Source organism: Nannocystis bainbridge (genome assembly GCF_028368995.1).
Lineage (GTDB): Bacteria > Myxococcota_A > Polyangia > Nannocystales > Nannocystaceae > Nannocystis > Nannocystis bainbridge.
Map to the genome: position 1 here is coordinate 2,658,099 of NZ_JAQNDL010000001.1, position 15,144 is coordinate 2,673,242.

The 15,144-nt window shown below is 69.6% G+C and carries 11 protein-coding genes; 4 read left to right on the forward strand and 7 right to left on the reverse strand.

Going from position 1 to position 15,144, the window contains the following annotated elements; all coding sequences use genetic code 11:
* Positions 1–4: 4 nt before the first annotated feature.
* The 4 genes from POL25_RS10445 to POL25_RS10460 all read right to left on the reverse strand — a co-directional run bounded on the left by POL25_RS10445 (position 5) and on the right by POL25_RS10460 (position 6,742).
* Complete coding sequence (locus POL25_RS10445; protein WP_272085800.1) at positions 5–3,115, reverse strand: multidrug efflux RND transporter permease subunit; 3,111 nt, start codon at positions 3,113–3,115, stop codon at positions 5–7.
* Positions 3,116–3,142: 27 nt separating this feature from the next.
* Positions 3,143–4,321 carry an efflux RND transporter periplasmic adaptor subunit gene (locus tag POL25_RS10450; RefSeq protein ID WP_272085801.1) on the reverse strand — a complete coding sequence of 393 codons (1,179 nt, stop codon included), beginning with the start codon at positions 4,319–4,321 and terminating at the stop codon, positions 3,143–3,145.
* A 121-nt stretch (positions 4,322–4,442) separates the two neighbouring features.
* Complete coding sequence (locus POL25_RS10455; RefSeq protein WP_272085802.1) at positions 4,443–5,003, reverse strand: TetR/AcrR family transcriptional regulator; 561 nt, start codon at positions 5,001–5,003, stop codon at positions 4,443–4,445.
* Between the two features lie 332 nt (positions 5,004–5,335).
* A complete protein-coding gene (locus POL25_RS10460; RefSeq protein WP_272085803.1) occupies positions 5,336–6,742 on the reverse strand; it encodes a serine/threonine protein kinase in 1,407 nt (468 codons plus the stop codon).
* Positions 6,743–6,912: 170 nt separating this feature from the next.
* Here POL25_RS10460 and POL25_RS10465 point away from each other — a divergent pair, with 170 nt between their 5' ends.
* Together POL25_RS10465 and POL25_RS10470 are read left to right on the forward strand one after the other, a co-directional pair.
* Entirely contained in the window at positions 6,913–7,698 is a 786-nt protein-coding gene (locus POL25_RS10465; RefSeq protein ID WP_272085804.1) for a hypothetical protein, read from the forward strand.
* Positions 7,699–7,712: 14 nt separating this feature from the next.
* Positions 7,713–9,332: a hypothetical protein gene (locus tag POL25_RS10470; RefSeq protein WP_272085805.1), complete on the forward strand. Its 1,620-nt coding sequence runs from the start codon at positions 7,713–7,715 to the stop codon at positions 9,330–9,332.
* A gap of 14 nt (positions 9,333–9,346) precedes the next feature.
* On the opposite strand, the gene POL25_RS10475 is transcribed toward POL25_RS10470, so the two are convergent.
* Positions 9,347–10,462, reverse strand: coding sequence for a hypothetical protein (locus POL25_RS10475; RefSeq protein ID WP_272085806.1), 1,116 nt, complete (start codon positions 10,460–10,462; stop codon positions 9,347–9,349).
* Positions 10,463–10,708: 246 nt separating this feature from the next.
* Here POL25_RS10475 and POL25_RS10480 point away from each other — a divergent pair, with 246 nt between their 5' ends.
* On the forward strand, positions 10,709–12,328 hold the full coding sequence (locus tag POL25_RS10480) for a hypothetical protein (protein WP_272085807.1): 1,620 nt from the start codon (positions 10,709–10,711) through the stop codon (positions 12,326–12,328).
* Between the two features lie 266 nt (positions 12,329–12,594).
* Here POL25_RS10480 and POL25_RS10485 read toward each other — a convergent pair whose 3' ends face one another.
* Positions 12,595–13,497, reverse strand: a complete 903-nt coding sequence (locus POL25_RS10485; protein ID WP_272085808.1) for a hypothetical protein — start codon at positions 13,495–13,497, stop codon at positions 12,595–12,597.
* Positions 13,498–13,510: 13 nt separating this feature from the next.
* On the opposite strand from POL25_RS10485, the gene POL25_RS10490 reads away from it, so the two are divergent.
* On the forward strand, positions 13,511–13,681 hold the full coding sequence (locus tag POL25_RS10490; RefSeq protein WP_272085809.1) for a hypothetical protein: 171 nt from the start codon (positions 13,511–13,513) through the stop codon (positions 13,679–13,681).
* Between the two features lie 553 nt (positions 13,682–14,234).
* Here POL25_RS10490 and POL25_RS10495 read toward each other — a convergent pair.
* Positions 14,235–15,137, reverse strand: a complete 903-nt coding sequence (locus POL25_RS10495; protein WP_272085810.1) for a hypothetical protein — start codon at positions 15,135–15,137, stop codon at positions 14,235–14,237.
* Positions 15,138–15,144 lie beyond the last annotated feature (7 nt).

Sequence of the window (15,144 nt, forward strand, 5' to 3'; positions counted from 1 at the left end):
AGCCTCACTCCTCGCGCGAGGTCTCGCGCCGGCGCGAGGCCGCCGCGATCAGGCGGAAGAACAGCGGCGTGGCGAAGATCGCCAGCACCGTCGCCGCCAGCATCCCGCCGAGCACGCCGGTGCCGATCGCCCGCTGGCTGTTCGAGCTGGCCCCGGTGGCGATCGCCAGCGGGACCACGCCGAGGATGAACGCCAGCGAGGTCATCACGATCGGGCGGAAGCGCAGGCGGCACGCCTCGATCGCCGCGGCCTGGACCGAGCGGCCCTCGGCGACCAGCTCCTTGGCGACCTCGATGATGAGGATCGCGTTCTTGGCGGTCAGGCCGATGATCGTGATGAGGCCGACCTTGAAGTAGACGTCGTTGGGCAGCTCGCGCCACAGGATGGCGAGCACCGAGCCGAGCACGCCGGTGGGGATGACGAGCAGGACGGCGAGCGGGATCGACCAGCTCTCGTAGAGCGCGGCGAGGCACAGGAACACGCACACGAGCGACAGCGCGAGCAAGTAGACCGCCTGGCTGCCCGACAGCTTCTCCTGCAGCGACTGCCCGGTCCACGCGTAGTCGAAGCCCGCCGGCAGCTGGCCGGCGAGGCGCTCCATCTCCGCCATCGCGTCGCCGCTGGCGCGCCCCGGCGCCGCGCTGCCGCTGAACTTGATGCTCTGGTAGCCGTTGAAGCTGACCACCTGCGACGGCCCCATCGTCCACGCCACCTCGGCGAACGCCCGCATCGGCACCATCTTGCCCTCGGCGTTGCGCACGAACAGCTCGAGCAGGTCCTCGGAATTCATCCGCCGGGCCGCGTCGGCCTGCACGATCACCCGCTGCATCCGCGCCTGGTTGGGGAAGTCGTTGACGTACGCCGAGCCCAGGCTGGTCGACAGCGTGTGGTTGATCGCCGCGAACCCGACCCCGAGCGCGCTGGCCTTGTCGCGGTCGATCCGCAGCTCGATCTGCGGCGCCGTCGGCAGGCCCTCGACGTACACGTTCGCCAGCACCGGGCTCTGCGAAGCGGCCGCCAACAGTTGGTCGCGCGCCGCCGCCAGGGCCGCGTAGCCCCGCTGCGCCTTGTCCTGCAGGCGAAAGCTGAACCCGCTCGAATTGCCGAGCGACTCGATCGCAGGCGGCGCGAGGGCGAACGCCATCGCGTCCGGCAGGCCGCCGAGCGCGGCGTTGGCCCGCCCGCCCACGGCCTCGGCGGAGTCCTCGGGCCCGCGCGCCGCCCAGTCGTCGAGCATGACGAACGCGAGCGCGGCGTTCTGCCCCTGCCCCGAGAACCCGAACCCGGCGATCGTCGAGGTGCTGGCCACCGCCGGCTCGCTGGCGAAGTACGCCTCGATGCGCTCGATGACGTCCAGCGTGCGCCCCTGCGACGCCTCGGGCGGGGTCTGCACGTCGATGATCAGGTAGCCCTGATCCTCGGTCGGCAGGAAGCTCGACGGCAACCGCTGATAGCACCACGCCAGCGCGCCGAGCAGCGCGACATAGACCACGAGGAACCGCGCCGGCCGGCGCACCACCCCGCCGACGCCGGCGCGGTAGCCGTTCGTCAGCGCCTCGAAGCCGCGGTTGAACCACGCGAACGGCCCGCGCCGCGCTCGCCCGTGGCCCGCCTTGGCCGGCCGCAGCAAGGTGCCGCACAGCGCCGGCGTCAGCGACAGCGCCAGGAACGCCGAGAACGCGATCGAAGTCGCCATCGACACCGCGAACTGACGATAGATGACGCCGACCGAGCCGGGGAAGAACGCCATCGGCAGGAACACCGCGACCAGCACCACCGTGATGCCGACGATCGCCCCGGTGATCTGGCCCATCGCCTTGCGCGTCGCCTCGCGCGGCGGAAGCCCCTCCTCGGCCATGATGCGCTCGACGTTCTCGACCACCACGATCGCGTCGTCGACGAGGATGCCGATCGCCAGCACCATGCCGAACATGGTCAGCACGTTGATCGAGAACCCGGCCAGCAGCAGCGCCGCGCAGGTCCCGAGCAGCGCCACCGGCACCACGATCGCGGGGATCACGGTGTAGCGGAGGTCCTGCAGGAACAGGAACATCACCGCGAACACCAGGCCCATCGCCTCGAGCAGGGTGACGACGACCTGGCGGATCGAGACCTCGACGAACGGCGTGGTGTCGTAGGGCACCGAGATCTCGACGTTGGCCGGCATCGTGCGCGTCAGCTCGGCGATCTTCGCGTGCACGCCGGTGGCCGTGGCCAGCGCGTTGCCGCCGGGCGCCAGCTGGATGCCGATGCCCGCCGCCGGCTTGCCGTCGAGGCGCGACTGCATGAAGTAGCTCTGGCCGCCGAGCTCGACGTCGGCGACGTCGCGCAGGCGCACGAACGAGCCGTCGAGGTTGGCGCGCAGGACGATCTGCTCGAACTCCTGCACGGTCCCGAGCTGGCCCTTCACCACCACGTTGGCGGCGATCCGCTGGCCCTCGACGGCCGGCGGCGCGCCGACGATGCCGGACGCGATCTGAGCGTTCTGGGCCTCGATCGCGCTGGTGACGTCGGCGGCGGTGAGGCCGAGGCCGACCAGGCGCGACGGATCGATCCACACCCGCAGCGCCTTCTCGGTCGAGAACAGCTGCGCGCGACCCACGCCCGGCACGCGCCGCAGCTCGCCGACGATCCGCCGCGCCGCCAGGTCACCGAGCTCGATCTCCGACAGGCTGCCGTCGGTCGCTCGCACCGTGACAAACTGCATGATCGCGGTGGTCGCCTCCTCGATCTGCAGGCCCTGCTGCGCCACCACCCGGGGCAGCCGCGCCTCGACCCGCTTGAGCCGGTTCTGCACCGCTACCGTCGCCTTGGCCGGGTCATAGCCGGGCGCGAACGAGATCATGATCTGCGTCGTCCCCGAGGCGTCGCTGGTCGACTCGAAGTACATCACCCCGGGGATGCCGTTGAGCTCCTCCTCGAGGATGCGCGTGACGCCCTCGAACAGCCGCTCGGCGGGCGCGCCCGGATAATTCGCGGTCACCGAGACCGTCACCGGCGCGACGCTCGGGTACTGCGAGATCGGCAGGTACGTCAGCGAGATCGCCCCCGCCAGCATGATGAACAGCGAGATGGCCCAGGCGAAGATCGGGCGGTCGATGAAGAAGGAGATCATGCCAATGCCCTCGAGCGAACGATGCGTTCAGCGCTGCGCGGTGGTCGGCGCTGCCTTCGACTCAGTCGTCGGCGGCGCTGCCTTCGTCTCAGTCGTCGGTGCGACCCATGGCACCGCCCTCGCGCTGCCGCCGGGGTGGATCTTCTGGAACCCCTCGACGACCAGCTGCTCGCCTGGCGCCAGCCCGTCCTCGACGATCCAGCCGTGCTCGGTCAGCGGCCCGGTGCGCAGTGGTTTGAGCGCGACCTTGCCGGCGTCGTCGACCACGAACGCCTGCGCCTCGCCGGCGCTGCTGCGCTGGATCGCCTGTGGCGGGACCACCACCGCCTCGGTGTCGCGCCCGCGAGCCAGGCGCACGCGCACGTACGTGCCCGGCAGCAGCGCCCCGTCCGGGTTGGGGAACGTCGCCCGCATCGTCACCTGCGCGGTGCCCGGGTCGACGTTGACGTCGGTGAACAGCAGCCTTCCGACATCCGGATGGCGGCTGCCGTCGGCGCGCAAGATCTCGACCTCGGCGCCCTCGCGGTCGCTCGCATCGAGCATGCCCGCCGGCTGCACGAAATCGACGTAGATCGGATCGATCTGCTGAATGGTCGCCAGGTGCGTCGCCGAGCCGTCGCCGACCAGCGCGCCCTCGGTCACCAGGGTGCGACCGATGCGTCCGCCGATCGGCGCGCGCACCGTCGCGTGGTCGAGGTCGATGCGGGCGCGGACCAGCCGGGCCTTGGCCGACGCGTAGTCGGCCTCGGCCTGCTTGAGCGCCGCGTCGGCGACGTCGTGCTGGGCCGTGCTCACCGTCTGCCGCTCGAGCAGCGTCAACTGGCGCTTCTCGTGCCGGCGCGCCTGCTCGAGCGTCGCCACCGCGCGCTCGAGCGCGGCCGACCGCTCGTCGCGGTCCGCCCGGTACACCGCGGGCTCGAGGCGGAACAGCACGTCACCCTGGCGCACGTCGCTGCCCTCCTCGAACACCCGCTCGAGCACGATGCCCGAGACGCGCGCCCGCACCTCGGCGACCCGCGACGCCACCAATCGTCCCGGCAGCTCGCGCACGCGAGGCACCGTGCGCGACGCGACGACGATCGTCGACACCTCGGGCGGCGGCGGCTCGCCCGCGGGAGCTACTTCGGCCGCCGCCGGCTCGCACGCGACGAACAGGACGAGCAGCGCCAAACACTGGACGAACGAGGAGAAGGAGCACGCTTGCATGATGGGCACCGCTCGCGCCCGCGACCTCCGTCCGGACAATGTCCGGACAGCAGCGCGGCGCGCATTCGTAGGAGTCAGTCGGGGACGATCGCAGACGCGGTGACGCGGCGTCGGGACGTCGTCACCGCTTTCGGGTGAGTTCGATCATCTGGTGGATCAGGGCTGGGCGGTCGATCGGGGGCTCACCGTCCTGAGCCAGCAGATCTGCCAACCATACGCCGTCGGTCGCGTAGCGGACGAGTTGCAGCTCGGGGTCGCCGTCGGTGTCGTGGTGACGCACGAGGCGCGCCTTGTACCATTGACCCCAGGCCCGCCGCAGGTCCGGGTCGGTGACCGTCGACATCGAGAGCGCCGCGCACGGACACGGGCCGTTGAGGTCGCCGCGCACGGTGCTGCGGACATACGCCCGGGTGAAGCTCCCGTACGCGACGGGATCCTTCGCCATCGCCTCGTCGATCTCGGCGTCGAGGGTGCGCAGCTGCTCGGCGAACAGCGCCGCGGTCAGCTTCTGCTTGCTGGCGAAATGATGTAAGAGTCCGCCCTTCGTCACCCCCGCGGCGTCGGCGACGGCCTGCACGGTGAGGTTGGCGAGGCCCCGGTCGACCAGGATCTGGGCCGCGCACTCGAGCAGCTTCTGCCGCACGACATCGGGCTCCTTCTTGCGCTGGTTGGCGAGCGACACGGGCGGCGAAACATACCGGCTGGTCGGTATCTTCGCAAGCAAAGACGCGCCCCGCGCGATGCGTTCGGTCGCAGTCAGACGCACAACAGGAGGCATGATAACGCCGTTCCTGCCACCCGTGCCCACTCCCTGCTTGGTCCTCCTGCGGCCTTCGCGCCAGTCAAACGAGGCGTGACTTCGCCCCTCGGGGCCGAGGCCGGCAGCCGCGCGGGCACTCCGACATGGCGCTCACGATATGTCCGCAAGCACATGTCCCTTCGCACAGCCATGGACCTGCCGCGGAGAGCTCGTCACATGTCTCTCGGGACAGTTCGAACGGCGCTACCACCCCGTCACAGCGTGAGGAATTGCGGCCCGTCCTTCGCGCCGCGCAGGCGCCTCGCCGCGCAGCGGTGCCAGGCGTCGTCGTCGCGCAGCGGCTCGTAGTCGACGGCGATCAGCCGGCCGCCGCGGACATCGAGCACCACCGGCCCCGAAGGCGCGCCCGGGCAGCGGCGCAATCGTTCGACCAGCGAGCCCCGCGGCCGACCTGTCGACGACGGCGCCACCGGTTGCTGCGCGGCCACGGATCGCACGTCGGGCACGCGCACGACCACCGGCATGGGCGCGGGACTCGGCGCCGGATCGTCGCTCACGGGCAATTGCGCCGGCACGACCGGTGTCACGCTCCACCACAGCGACCCGGCGAATATCAGCAGCACCACCAATGGCGACCACCGCAGCGCGCGCCAGATCGGTAGCATCGCCTTCGCGGGCGTCGCCGGCGGCGGCGAGACCGGGTGCGACGATTCGCCGGCCTCACGGTCGGCCGCGGGTGGCCGCGCCGTCGCCACCTCCGGCAGCGGCTTCGAAGGCATCAACACCCGTCGCAGCTCGCGCGCGAACGTCAGCGCGGAGCTCGGCCGCTTGGAGGGATCGGTGCCGAGGGCGCGCTGCAGCAGGTCTTGCAGCTCGAACGGCACGCGCGTGCCGAGCCGCGACAGCGGGATCGGCGGGGTGCCGCCCGCGATCTCGGCCTGCTGCTGTTGCGCGGTGCGACCGTGCCACGGCAGCCGCCCCGTGATCAGCTTATAAAGCGTCACCCCGAGCGCGAACACCTCCGAGGCCTCCGAGAACGGCGAGATCGTGATCTCCTTGCCCGCCTGCGCGTACACCTCCGGCGCGCAATACCCGGGCGTGTGGGCGATCCACGCCGTCGGCTCCGACAGCTGTGACACGATCGGAGCCGCGAGCGGCCGCTGACGCACCAGCCCGAGATCGATGAGCACCACTCGCTCGTCGTCGCCGCCGCCGATGACCATGAAGTTGTCGGGCTTGATGTCACGATGGAACCACCCCGCCGCGTGCAGGCTCGCCACCGCCTCGGCCGCCTTGGCCATCAGCTCGACCGCGCGCCGCCAGTACATCGGCCGGCCGTCGGCGAGCCCCTGCAGGCTCTTGCCGTCGAGCCACTCCATCACCAGGTATTCGACCTTGGCCTCGAGGCGGAAGTCGAGCACGCGCACCACGTGAGGGTCGCGCAGGCGAAAGCCGAGGATCGCCTCGGTCTTGAAGTGCGCGAAGCAATAGTCGTCGTCGCGGGCGACGTTCTGCGGGGCGCCATCGAGGCCGACCGCGCGCCGCACCTTGACCGCGACCGGCGTCTCCAGCTCCTCGTGCCAGCCCTCGTAGAGATCGGCGAAGCCCCCGGTCGCGACGTGGCGCTTGAGCCGGTAGACGCCGCCCAGCGTGCGTCCCACGAGCGCCTTCGGATCCGGCCTGACCATGGCGTCTCATAGCACGGCCGCAGGTCTGCGGTATACGAGGGCCCGTGACGCCTCGCCCGGCAAGACGATGTACACGCACATGTTTCCCCGGGGCTGCAAGTTCTTGGTATACGAAGGCAGCTTCGGCGCACGGGGGCGAGACGATGTACACGCACACGTTGTTGATCTTCATGCTGGTCGGGCCCCCTGACACCTGTCCCGAAGTTCTACTGCCGGTGTGCGACGCCGCCGACCGTCCGCTCGAGGCCGCCGAGCTCGCCGCCCCGATCGCCCGCGACGCGTCCGTCGCGCCGCAAGAGCGACGCTTCGCCGCGGCCCTCGCCGCCGGCGCGTGGATCCGCCACGGCACGCCCGCGACCCGCTGCAAGGCCAAGGAGCTGCTGGGCGAATATTTCGCCGACCCGGCCCTGCCGCGCTCGCCGGCGCTCGAGCGTCACCGCCGTGACGTCGAGGCCGACCGCTGTGAAACGGCCCCCGACGCGTCGGCAGCGACGACCACGGCGTCGCCCCCGCCTCCGCCGCCGCCCCGGGCACCTGCCCCCGAGGCCAGGCCACCCGCGGCGACCCACGACCGCAGCGCGAAGGTCCGCCTCGTCGCCGGCGGCACGCTGCTCGGCACCGGCGTCGGCCTCGCGGCGGCCACCCTCGGCGCCCTCGCGGTGATGGGCCATCAGCTCTCGACCGCCCGCGAGATCACGGCGCGAGTGACCGCAGAGGACCGCGACATGACGCGAGAAGAGGTGCTGCAGTTCCGCCTGGCGTACGGGGTCGCGGACGTGGCGCGATGGGTCTCGCTGGGCGTCGGCCTCGCCAGCGCGGCCACGCTTGCCGCCGCGATCCCGCTGTTCGTGTCGGCGAAGCGGCGGCTGCGGGCCGGGCCGTACGTGCGCGGCGCAGCGGCCGGTGTCATGTTCAGCGGGTCGTTCTGATCGGAGCCGCGGACATGTCCCGAAGTACACTTCTGCTCCCGCTCGCGCTCGCGGCCGCCGGCTGCTTCGGACAGGTGTGGGCCGAGGGCTCGGCGCTGTTCCCCGCCGAGACCGAGGCCGACACCGACACCGACGCGACCACGACGACCGCGACGACCTCGGCCCCGGGCGAGGGCCCGGACGAGCCGATCCAGACCGCGACGGGCGAACCACCGGACGAGACCACCGGCCCGATCGGCTCGTCGACGACGCTGCCCGACCCGGTCGAAACGCCGCCGCAGATCCTCGCCTTCACGGTCGAGCCCGACACGCTCCACGAGGCCGGCGACGCGCAGGTGAGCGCGCTCGTCAGCGAGGACACGGTGGCGCTGCAGCTGCTCGTCGACGGGGAAGAGGTGTGGGCCGGTCCGCCGGAGGCGTTCGCGTGGAGCTTCGCGGCGACCTCGCAGGCCGCGTCCGAGGGCACCTACACGCTCGAGCTGATCGCCCGCGATGGCGAGGGCCTCAGCGCCAGCGCGACGGCGATGCTGTGGGTGTCGCTGCCGCCGACCGGCGCTGAAAAGTGCGCGAAGGACCTCGGTGCGGGCCTGCTGACCGCCGCTCGCTACACCGACGAGGCGCTGATCGTGGTCGGCACGCTGGCCGGCGCCGCGACCGTGTGGCGCCTCGATCCCGACAACTGCCAGCCGCAAGCCGGGTTCCCGTGGACGATCGCGCAGTGGACGGCCCTGCAGCAGGCGCTTCCCGCGTCGCAAGCGGTCGGCGTGGCGGTCGACGCCGACGGCCGCATGGCGATCGCCGCCAACGTCGGCACCGGCCTCGCGCGCCAGCCCTACCTCGCGGTGCTGTCGCCCGCGGGCGCGCTGCAGTGGGAGCGCCTCGGTCCGCAAAAACAGACGTACAGCGGGATCGCGGCGGCGGAAGATCGCTTCGTGGTGATCGGCGAGACGCTGGTCGGCGAGGAACCGGCGCGCTTCGACGGGCTGGTCGAGAGCTTCGACGCGAAGGGCACCATGCTGTGGTCGGATGTGCTGGCCGCGCCGCTGCCCGGCGATGACTTCGTGGATAACACCAACAAACTCGACGAGCACCCACGCGCGATCTCATGGGACGAGGGTCGACAAGCGCTGGTGATCGTGGGCGAGCGTCGGGTCGAGAAATCGCCGCCCACGGAGTGGACCCGAGCGTTCTCGGCGCAGTACACGCTGAACGGCGCCATCGTCGGCAGCTGGACCTCGAAGGGTCTCGAAGGCGATGAAGACGGCCTCTTCGCGGTTGCGAGGTGCGGCGCGAGCCACGTCGCGGGAGGCTGGGTTCGCACCGGCCCGAACAGCCACGCGCCCGTGACGCGCTGGCTCGATGCCCAGGGCAACGGCGACAAGCGTCGCCTCGACAACCTGGCGAACGCGAGGATCCAAGGCATCGCGTGCGACCGGGAGCTCAAGATCACGGCCGCCGCCGTCTCGAACTCGGCCGCTCACTCGCTGGTCTTCAAGGGCAGCGACGATTCGTTCGCCGACAACGAGTTGTTCGAAGATGCGACGTTGATGGCAGTCGACTGCGATGCACGCGGCTTCTGTGCCGCCGTCGGCCTCCAGGGCGACCAGGCCTGGGTCCGCGTACAACACCCGTGACGGCGGCACGCCAACTATCGGGGGATGAACTTGTTGCACAGCGGCGCCAGCTGGGCCGCTGTCTCCTTGAAGAACGGGCCGTAGGACGGGGCACAGATCGACTCGAGCCTGCCGTGCTCGAGGTAGTCGTCCATGAACAGCCGAATGCGGTGGGACGGCCCCGCAGGCTCGCCGGGAAAGCACACGCTCGGCGAGACGTCACCGTCGGTGATGATGGCGAGCCCGAACACGGCGTCCCTGTCGCCGCCCTTGACCTCGTAGATGGCCTTGCTCCACTGGTACGGCCCCCCCGCCGATTTTTGATCGTACATGGTCTGGATGACCACCAGCAGCAGCAGCGCGTCGTCTCGCAAGAAACCTTCGTTGCAGCCGCCAGGGCCGTTCAGCTCGACACCCGTCTCGATCAGCGGACGGTCCACCGCCGCGAGGATCGAGTCGAAGGCGACCGGAGTAGAGCTGTTGTAGCCGACGCGGCCGAGGCAGTCGAACGCGGCCAGCAGGTCCGGCTCCTCGTCGGTGATGTAGCGATTACCCCCTGCGAGCTTGCAGCGACGACCCGAGGAGCCCAGCTCACTGGCGAACGTCTCGCCCGCGCCCAACGTGTAGTCGCACTCGTCGATCTTGGCGCCGCACAGCTCGGGCACGCCGTTCGGATCACAGTCGGCGGGATCTTTACACAATGAACAATCGTCCATCGACCACGTGTACGAAGAATCGGTGACGAGGACGTGCAGATCGAACCCGCCGAGCTCCTCCTCGAGCGCCTTCACGAACTCGGGGAACGCCGCGATCAACCGCGACTGATACGGCTCCATCGTGTGATGCGTAGAGATCGCGAAGATGATGTCGAGCTTGCCCTGACAGCCGACCGGCGCGACGTCACCGAAATCCGGCAGAAGCCCGCCAGTGGTCACGTGCGGCTCCGACGTCGCGGTCGACGCCTCGTCACTCGTGCTCGTCGTCGTCGTGCTCGAAGTCGGGGCAAGCGTCGTGCTGCTCGTGCTCGAGGACGGCGCCCCGCTCGAAGCCTCTCCGCCGCTCGCGCTGCCGAAAGCCCCCGGCCCGGCGTTGAACTCGGCGTGGCAGCCGAAGAGGACCATGACGGCGGCGAAAGCGAGGTGGCGCGACATCGCGCGTAAGGCTACCGGCCTGCTGTCGCGCGTGCTACCCATTTGGCAGATCTTCGCGCCTCCATCTGAAGCAATTTATTTCGTTGCGTAGGCAAGGAACGACCTCGCCACGCAAGGTCGGCCTCGCCGCCGCGCTCGTGCGACGTGCCCGCACCGACTTCGACCGCCTCGCGGCTCGGCGAGTGCGTGCGCGGCGGTCCCGCCGGTATCATCTTTGCGCCGCGCCTTCGAACCGCGGCCGAGGACATGTCCCGAAGAACTCTTCTGCTCCCGCTCTTGCTCGCCGCCTGCTTCGAAGAGGTGTGGAAGGAAGGCTCGGACAAGTTCCCGGACACCGACAGCGGCGGCGCCTCGGGCACCTCGACGACCACGCTCGTCCCCGGCGGCGACGCGAGCAGCGGCACGCAGACGGTCACGAGCGAACCGCCGACCACGCTCGGGACGGCCGAGCCGTCGAGCACGACCACGGGCGCCCTCGAGAACGAGCCGCCGCAGATCATCAGCCTCCAGCTCGAGCCCGCCAGCCTCGACCAGGCCGGCGACGCGGAGGTGCTCGCGGTCGTCAGCAGCGATGTCGTGAAGCTGCGGCTCGAGGTCGACGACGAACAGGTCTGGACCGGCAAGCCCGCCGAGTTCGCGTGGACCTTCACGGCCACCTCGAAGGCCGCGTCGCAGGGCAAGCACTCGTTCGTGCTGTACGCCGAGGACGACGAGGGCCTCTCGGCCATGAAGTCGACGACGCTGTGGGTGATGCTGCCCGAGACCGGCGCCGAGAAGTGTGAGTTCGAGGAGCCGAGCCACGACGGCTGGCTGACGGCCACGGCCTACGGCGCCGACGCGCTGATCGTCGCCGGCACGCTGGTGACCTCGCAGCTCGAGGCGACGCTGTGGCGCCTCGATCCGGAGTCGTGCGCACCGCAGGCCGGCTTCCCCCGCCAGATCTCCCAGTGGACCGCGCTCGTCGAGGACTGGGAGCCCTCGCAAGCCGTCGGCGTGGCGATCGACGACGCCGGCCGCACGGCCCTCGCCGCCAACATCGGCGACGGCCTCGACCGCAGACCATACGTCGCAGTGTTCGCGCCCGACGGCGAACTCCTGGGCGAGCACCTCGGCAAGGAAGTAGGCGATACGTACAGCGGCATCACGGCCGTGCCCGACGGTTTTTTCGTGGTCGGCGACACCCGCGTGAGCACCAACCCCCTGCGCTACGACGGCCTCATCGAGGGCTTCGACGCGGCGGGGTCGAAGATCTGGCACGACACGATCGCAGCGCCTCTGCCCGGCGACGACTGGAACGATCAATTCAATGTCTTCGACGAACACCCGCGCGCGGTGGTCTGGTCCGACGACCTGGACGCGCTGATCGTGGTCGGCGAGCGCGCTGTCCTGGAGGACAAGGACCCGCGGCAACGAGCCTTCTCGATCCAGTACACGCTCAAAGACGGGCTCGTGGAAGCCTGGACTTCCAGCGGCCTCGACGCTCCCCAGGACGGCCTCGTCGCTGTCACGGTCTGCGGAGACGAATGGGTGGCGGGCGGCTGGATTCAGGAGGATCAGAACCCGCGGTCCCCCGCAGCTCGCTGGCTCGGCCCGACAGGGAACGGGGGTGCCAAGCGGCGCCTGGATCCGCTCAAGGGCGCGACCTTCCACGGGTTGGCTTGCGACCGTGAGAACAAGTTCACCACCGCAGCCAGCACGGGCGTCAACGCCTCCGTGCTCGGTTTCCGGTCGAGTGACGATCCCTTCCTTTTCAAGCAGGACTTCGGCCAGGCAGCGTTGACTGCGGCCGATTGCGACTCTCGCGGTTTCTGTGCCGTTGCAGGCGCACGCGGGGCGCGTGCCTGGGTGCGCGTGCACCACCCGTGATCCGACCGCGACGGACGGCGCAGACTGAGCTCCCACGCTCGTCGCGTCACTCACGGTCGACAGGACCCCGCAGGCCCCGCAGGAAGCACCCGGTCAGACGATTTCAGCCGCTGGCGCCGCGACAGGCGCTCGGATCCGTGGGTCTCCGGGCGGTGCCGATGCAGCGCGCTCTCACGACCGAGGCCATGCGTTGCGAGGTTGGCGATGCCGCCCTCTCGCTCGCCGCCACTCGACCTCCCAGAAGCGAGTAACTGCGACCGTGCGAATCAGCGTGGGATGAACTGATCGCACAGCGGCGCGAGCTGGGCCGCCACATCCTTAAAAAACTGCCCGTAGGCGGGCGCGCAGATCGACGCCATGTTGCCGTGCTTGAGCTGGTCCTCCATGAACAGCCGCATCCGGTTGGTATTTCCCTGCGGACCATCGGGCGCACACAAGCTCGGCACGAGGTCGTTGTCCGCGGTGATCGCCAGAGCGATCACTGCGTCCTCGTCCCCGCCCTTCACCGCGTACAGCGCCTTGCGCCACTGGTAGGGCCCGCCAAGCGACGCATATTCGTAGGAATCCTGGATGATGACGAGCAGCAGCAACGCATCGTCGCGAAAGAACCCCTCGTTGCAGCCTCCCGGCGCGTTCAGCTCGATGCCCGACTCGATGAGCGGGTGGTCCAGCGCCGCCAGGATCGAGTCGAACGGCATCGGCGTCGCCACGCCGTAGCCCACCCGCGCGAGGCACGTGAACGCCTCCACCAGGTCCTCTTCTTCGTCGGTGATGTAGCGACGCCCGCCTGCCAGCTCGCAGCGACGCCCGGACGAGCCGATCCCGCTGCTGAACGTCTCGCCGGCGCCCATCGTCTTGTCGCACGCGTCGAGCTTCGCCCCGCACTGGCTCGGCTCTCCGTTCGGATCGCAGTCGTCGGGGTCCTTGCATTGCGAGCAGTCGCTCATCCCCCACACGAACGACGAGTCGGTCACGAGGATGTGCAGGTCGAACCCGCCGAGCTCCTCTTCCAGAGCCTGCGCGAACTCGGGGAACGCCGCGATCAGCCGCGGCTGGTACTCCTTCATCGGGTACTCCGTCGAGATCGCGAAGATGATGTCGATCTTGCCCTGGCAGCCCATCGGCGCCACGTCCCCGAAGTCGGGCAGCGCTCCACCGCTGCCTGTCACGCTCGCGTCGCTCGTGCTCGAGGTCGTCGATGTCGTCGAGGTCGTCACGTCGACCGCGCTCGTCGAGGACGTCGTAGTCAATGTCGTCGATGTCGAAGGGTTCGCGCTGCCCGTCCCCACCTCGCTGCTCGCGGTCCCGAACGGCGAGCCATCCGGCGCAGCGGCGTTGCAGCCAACAAAGTAGAGAGCAGCGACGGAGCCGATGAGGCGCGACATCGCGCTCGAAGCTACCGACCGTGCGCCACGATCGCTACTCGTTTGGCGCGTTTCGGGCCCCGAGACGGCCGTCTATAAAATTGCGTTTGCGACGAAGCAGTCGCTGCATAACCTTGCAGCGACCGTCTGCTGGATCCTTGCGACGAGCACGCCGCAATCTAAACATTTGCTCCTCCGCTGCGCCAACCATTCAGCACCGGGCTGCTTCAGCCGAGCGGCGGCGAAACTCGAAAACAAGAAAACACCGTCGAGCAGTGCACCAGCGCGTCCCACTGGGCGCCCGGTGACTGCGGTTGCGGATGCTCCAACGGAGCTACAAGCGGACGATAGCGCTCGATGTCCCCAACGCGCCGAGCCCGGTTGTGATGCAACGTTAGCGAGCTCCCACGCTCGCAGCGCGTCACTCACGGTCGACAGGATCGGGAGCCCCCGCAGGCCCCGCAGGAAGCACCCGGGCAGGCGATTTCAGCCGCTGGCGCCGCTACTGGGCTCCTTGGAAGCTGGCGGGCCAGGCGCTCGGATCAGCGAGGGATGAACTGATCGCACAGCGGCCCGAGCTTGGCCGCCACATCCTTAAAAAACTGCCCGTAGGCGGGCGCGCAGATCGACGCCATGTTGCCGTGCTTGAGTTGGTCTTCCATGAACAGCCGCATGCGGTTGGTATACCCCTGCGGGCCGTCGGGCGCACACAGGCTGGGTACGATGTCATTGTCCGCGGTGATCGCCAGCGCGATCACCGCGTCCTCGTCCCCGCCCTTCACCTCGTACAGCGCCTTGCGCCACTGGTACGGCCCGCCCAGGGACACATACTCGTACGAGTTTTGAATGATGACGAGCAGCAGCAACGCATCGTCGCGAAAGAACCCCTCGTTGCAGCCGCCCGGCGCGTTCAGCTCGATCCCCGTCTCGATGAGCGGGTGGTCCAGCGCCGCCAGGATCGAGTCGAACGGCATCGGCGTCGCCACGGCGTAGCCCACCCGCGCGAGGCACGTGAACGCCTCCACCAGGTCCTCTTCTTCGTCGGTGATGTAGCGACGTCCGCCTGCCAGCTCGCAGCGACGCCCGGACGAGCCGATCCCGCTGCTGAACGTCTCGCCGGCGCCCATCGTCGTGTCGCACGCGTCGAGCTTCGCCCCGCACTGGCTCGGCTCTCCGTTCGGATCGCAGTCGTCGGGGTCCTTGCATTGCGAGCAGTCGCTCATCCCCCACACGAACGACGAGTCGGTCACGAGGATGTGCAGGTCGAACCCGCCGAGCTCCTCTTCCAGAGCCTGCGCGAACTCGGGGAACGCCGCGATCAGCCGCGGCTGGTACTCCTTCATCGGGTACTCCGTCGAGATCGCGAAGATGATGTCGATCTTGCCCTGGCAGCCCATCGGCGCCACGTCCCCGAAGTCGGGCAGCGCTCCACCGCTGCCTGTCACGCTCGCG

Excerpts from the sequence above, each read along its gene's own strand:
- POL25_RS10445 (WP_272085800.1), bottom strand. The coding sequence starts at position 3,115 with ATGATCTCCTTCTTCATCGACCGCCCGATCTTCGCCTGGGCCATCTCG.
- POL25_RS10450 (WP_272085801.1), bottom strand. The coding sequence starts at position 4,321 with ATGCAAGCGTGCTCCTTCTCCTCGTTCGTCCAGTGTTTGGCGCTGCTC.
- POL25_RS10465 (WP_272085804.1), top strand. The coding sequence starts at position 6,913 with ATGTACACGCACACGTTGTTGATCTTCATGCTGGTCGGGCCCCCTGAC.
- POL25_RS10470 (WP_272085805.1), top strand. The coding sequence starts at position 7,713 with ATGTCCCGAAGTACACTTCTGCTCCCGCTCGCGCTCGCGGCCGCCGGC.
- POL25_RS10475 (WP_272085806.1), bottom strand. The coding sequence starts at position 10,462 with ATGTCGCGCCACCTCGCTTTCGCCGCCGTCATGGTCCTCTTCGGCTGC.
- POL25_RS10480 (WP_272085807.1), top strand. The coding sequence starts at position 10,709 with ATGTCCCGAAGAACTCTTCTGCTCCCGCTCTTGCTCGCCGCCTGCTTC.